General features: G+C 67.5%; 2 protein-coding genes and 2 pseudogenes. All 4 read right to left on the reverse strand.

Annotation, left to right across the window (positions count from 1 at the left end; translation table 11 throughout):
• A pseudogene (carB, locus tag JCM19049_RS09495) lies at nucleotides 1-1963 on the reverse strand (carbamoyl-phosphate synthase large subunit); the annotation flags it as partial.
• Nucleotides 1963-2625 (reverse strand): gamma-glutamyl-gamma-aminobutyrate hydrolase family protein, encoded by a 663-nt coding sequence (locus JCM19049_RS23390; RefSeq protein ID WP_374700279.1) that lies wholly within the window; start codon nucleotides 2623-2625, stop codon nucleotides 1963-1965. The pseudogene carB and the gene JCM19049_RS23390, both read right to left, overlap by 1 nt.
• A pseudogene (locus tag JCM19049_RS23395) lies at nucleotides 2529-3130 on the reverse strand (carbamoyl-phosphate synthase domain-containing protein). The gene JCM19049_RS23390 and the pseudogene JCM19049_RS23395 overlap by 97 nt, the downstream one beginning before the upstream one ends.
• Nucleotides 3130-3588, reverse strand: coding sequence for a hypothetical protein (locus JCM19049_RS09505; RefSeq protein ID WP_279402869.1), 459 nt, complete (start codon nucleotides 3586-3588; stop codon nucleotides 3130-3132). The pseudogene JCM19049_RS23395 and the gene JCM19049_RS09505 overlap by 1 nt, the downstream one beginning before the upstream one ends.
• Between the last annotated feature and the right edge of the window lie 177 nt (nucleotides 3589-3765).

Consider the following 3765-nt stretch of genomic DNA (forward strand, 5'->3'; position numbering starts at 1 on the left):
TGGCGGCCTTCAGCTCTGCGGCCAGCTTCAGCGGGGTCTGCCCGCCCAGCTGCACGAACACGCCCAGCACGCCGCCTGAGGCCTGTTCGGCGTGGATGATCTCCAGCACGTCCTCCAGGCTCAGCGGCTCGAAGTACAGCCGGTCGGAGATGTCGTAGTCGGTGGAGACGGTCTCCGGGTTGCAGTTGACCATCACGGTCTCGTACCCGGCCTCGCGCAGCGCCATCACCGCGTGCACGCACGAGTAGTCGAACTCGATGCCCTGCCCGATCCGGTTCGGCCCGAGCCCAGGATGATCACCGAGGGCTTCTCATGGGCCGGCACCTCGGTTTCCTGGTCGTAGGAGGAGTACAGGTAGGGGGTGTACGCCTCGAACTCGGCCGCGCAGGTGTCCACGGTCTTGTACACCGGACGGATCTCCAGCGCGTGGCGCACCCCGCGCACCACGGCCTCGGCGTTGCCGGTGAGCTTGGCGATCTGCGCGTCGGAGAACCCGTGGCGCTTGGCCTCGCGCAGCATCTGCTCATCCAGGTTCGCCGACGCGGCGATCATCGCCGCGGTCTCGTTGATCAGCGCCAGCTGGTCCAGGAACCATGGGTCGATGCCGGTGGCCTCATAGAGCCGCTCGATCGACACCCCGGAGAGCAGGGCGCGCTGCACCAGGGCCAGGCGCTCGGTGGAGCCGACCTTGATCTGCTCCAGCACGTGCGGGATCTGCTCCTGCTCCAGCGGCTCGAAGGACAGCTCCGCGCCCTTCTGCTCCAGGGAGCGCAGCGCCTTTTGCAGCGCCTCGGTGAAGTTGCGTCCCAGGCTCATCGCCTCGCCCACCGACTTCATGGTGGTGGTCAGCGTGGCGTCGGCGGCCGGGAACTTCTCGAAGGCGAAGCGCGGGACCTTGACCACCACGTAGTCCAGGGCCGGTTCGAAGGAGGCCGGGGTCTTCTTGGTGATGTCGTTCTGGATCTCATCCAGGGTGTAGCCCAGGGAGACCTTGGTGGCGATCTTGGCGATCGCGAACCGGTGGCCTTGGAGGCCAGGGCGGAGGAGCGCGAGACGCGCGGGTTCATTTCGATCACGACCACCCGCCCGGTGTCCGGTTCGATGGCGAACTGGATGTTGCACCCGCCGGTGTCCACGCCCACCTCGCGGATCACCGCGATGGAGATGTCGCGCAGCTTCTGGTATTCGCGGTCGGTCAGGGTCATCGCCGGGGCGACGGTGATCGAGTCGCCGGTGTGCACGCCCACCGGGTCGAAGTTCTCGATGGAGCACACGACCACGACGTTGTCGTTCTTGTCGCGCATCATCTCCAGCTCGTATTCCTTCCACCCCAGGATGGACTCCTCCAGGAGCACCTCGGTGGTCGGCGAGTACTGCAGGCCCGCCCCGGCGATGCGGCGCAGGTCCTCCGCGTTGTAGGCCATGCCCGAACCGAGCCCGCCCATGGTGAAGGAGGGGCGCACCACGACCGGGTACTTCAGCTCCTCGACGGCGGCGAAGGCCTCCTCCATGGAGTGCACGATGATGGACTTGGCCGATTCGGCGCCGCAGCGCTCCACCACGCCCTTGAACTTCTCGCGGTCCTCACCCAGCTCGATGGCCTCGATGTTCGCGCCGATCAGCTCCACGTCGTACTTTTGAAGCACGCCGTTCTTATCCAGCGCGATCGCGGTGTTCAGCGCGGTCTGCCCGCCCAGGTCGGCAGCACCGCGTCCGGGCGCTCCTTGGCGATGATCTGCTCGACCACCTCGGGGGTGATCGGCTCCACGTAGGTGGCGTCGGCGAACTGCGGGTCGGTCATGATGGTGGCCGGGTTGGAGTTGACCAGGATGACCCGCAGGCCCTCCTCCTTCAGCACGCGCAGCGCCTGGGTGCCGGAGTAGTCGAATTCCGCCGCCTGGCCGATGACGATGGGGCCGGAACCGATGACGAGAACTGATTTCAGATCGGTGCGCTTTGGCATTACTTGTTGTCCTTATCTGCGGTGCTGTCCAGCACGTCGGCGAAACGGTCGAAGAGGTTGGCGGCGTCGTGCGGCCCAGAGGCGGCCTCCGGGTGGTACTGCACGGAGAAGGCCGGGATGTCCAGGCAGCGCAGCCCCTCCACCACCTGGTCGTTCAGCGAGAAGTGGGAGACCTCCACCTGGCCGAAGCGCTCCACCGGGGCGGTGAAGCTGCCCTGCAGCGGGGCCTGGACGGCGAAGCCGTGGTTCTGGCTGGTGATTTCCACCTTGCCGGTGTCCTTGACCATCACCGGCTGGTTGATGCCGCGGTGCCCGAAGCGCAGCTTGTAGGTGTCCAGCCCCAGCGCCCGGCCCAGGATCTGGTTGCCGAAGCAGATCCCGAAGTACGGGATGCCGGCGTCCAGCACCTGGCGCACCAGTTCGATCTGCTCGGTGGCGGTGGCCGGGTCGCCCGGGCCGTTGGAGAAGAACACGCCCGAGGCGCCCGAGGCCTTGATGTCCTCAAGGGTCGCGTCGTGGGGCAGCACGTGCACGCGCATGCCGCGTTCGGCCAGGCGCACCGGGGTCATCGCCTTGATGCCCAGGTCGATCGCGGCCACGGTGTGGCGCACTTCCCCGCTCCAGCCGTGGTCGGCCGGTTCCACGAAGTAGGGTTCGTCCACCGAGACCTCCGCGGAGATCTTGCGTCCGGCCATCGCCGGCTGGTCCTTGACCTGCTCCACCAGCTCCTGGACCGGGCGGCAGCGGCCGCACCGGAGAAGATCCCGGCCTTCATGGCCCCGGCCTCACGCAGGTGGCGGGTCAGCGCGCGGGTGTCGATGCGTTCGATGCCCACCACGTCGTGGGCGATCAGGTCCTCTTCCAGGGTGCGCACGCTGCGCCAGTTGCTGGGGCGGCGCGAGCCTTCGCGCACCACGTAGCCGGCGGCCAGATGCGGGTGGATTCGGGGTCCTCGTCGTTCACGCCGGTGTTGCCGATGTGCGGGAAGGTCTGCACCACGATCTGGTGGGCGTAGGACGGGTCGGTCAGGGTTTCCTGGTAGCCGGTCATGCCGGTGGTGAATACCGCTTCACCCAGGGTGGTGCCGACCTTGCCGTAGGCGCGGCCGGGGAAGACGGTGCCGTCCTCCAGGACCAGCACTGCGTCGGGGGTGCTTTGAGTGTTCACTAGTTTGTCTCCTGATCTGCCGCATCGTCCAAGTGCGATGCCAGCATCTGATAAATCTTTGCGTTGTCCGCGTGGTAGCGGGGGCGGAAGCCGGTGTCGAAGTCGAAGTCGTCCTTGACCCACCCGGTGATCACCAGGCCGTTGTCCTCCACGAACTTCCCGGCCATCCCCGAGGCCCGGTTCACCCGGGTCAGCGCCGCGAAGGGCACGTGCACCGCGCGGGCCCCGGCCCGCATGAAGTGCACCCCGCGCTCACCGATCACCAGGTCCGCGTTGGTGCGCACGCCCAGCTGGTGCACGGCGATCCGGTCCAGCCAGTCCTCCCCGCGGGTGGTGGCCACGTACATGCCCTCGAAGCGGGCGACCTCGGTGTCGGCAAAGTCCTGGAACGGGGCCGGCACGCCGGACTGTCGTCGCTTGCGGTTGCGCCAGCCCACCGCGATGAGCAGCAGCAGCACCAGATGATGCCCAGCGTCCAGGCGATCGGGACGAAGTACGGGCTATCGATCACTGGGCCACCCGGGCGCTGGCCAGGGCGCCGTCCAGGACCGTGGGGTGGCCGTGGAAGAAGGTGGCGCGCACCGCGCCTGGCAGCTGCATGCCGGCGAACGGGGAGTTGCGGCCCTTGGTCTCCA

The organism is Arthrobacter sp. JCM 19049 (assembly GCF_001310435.1).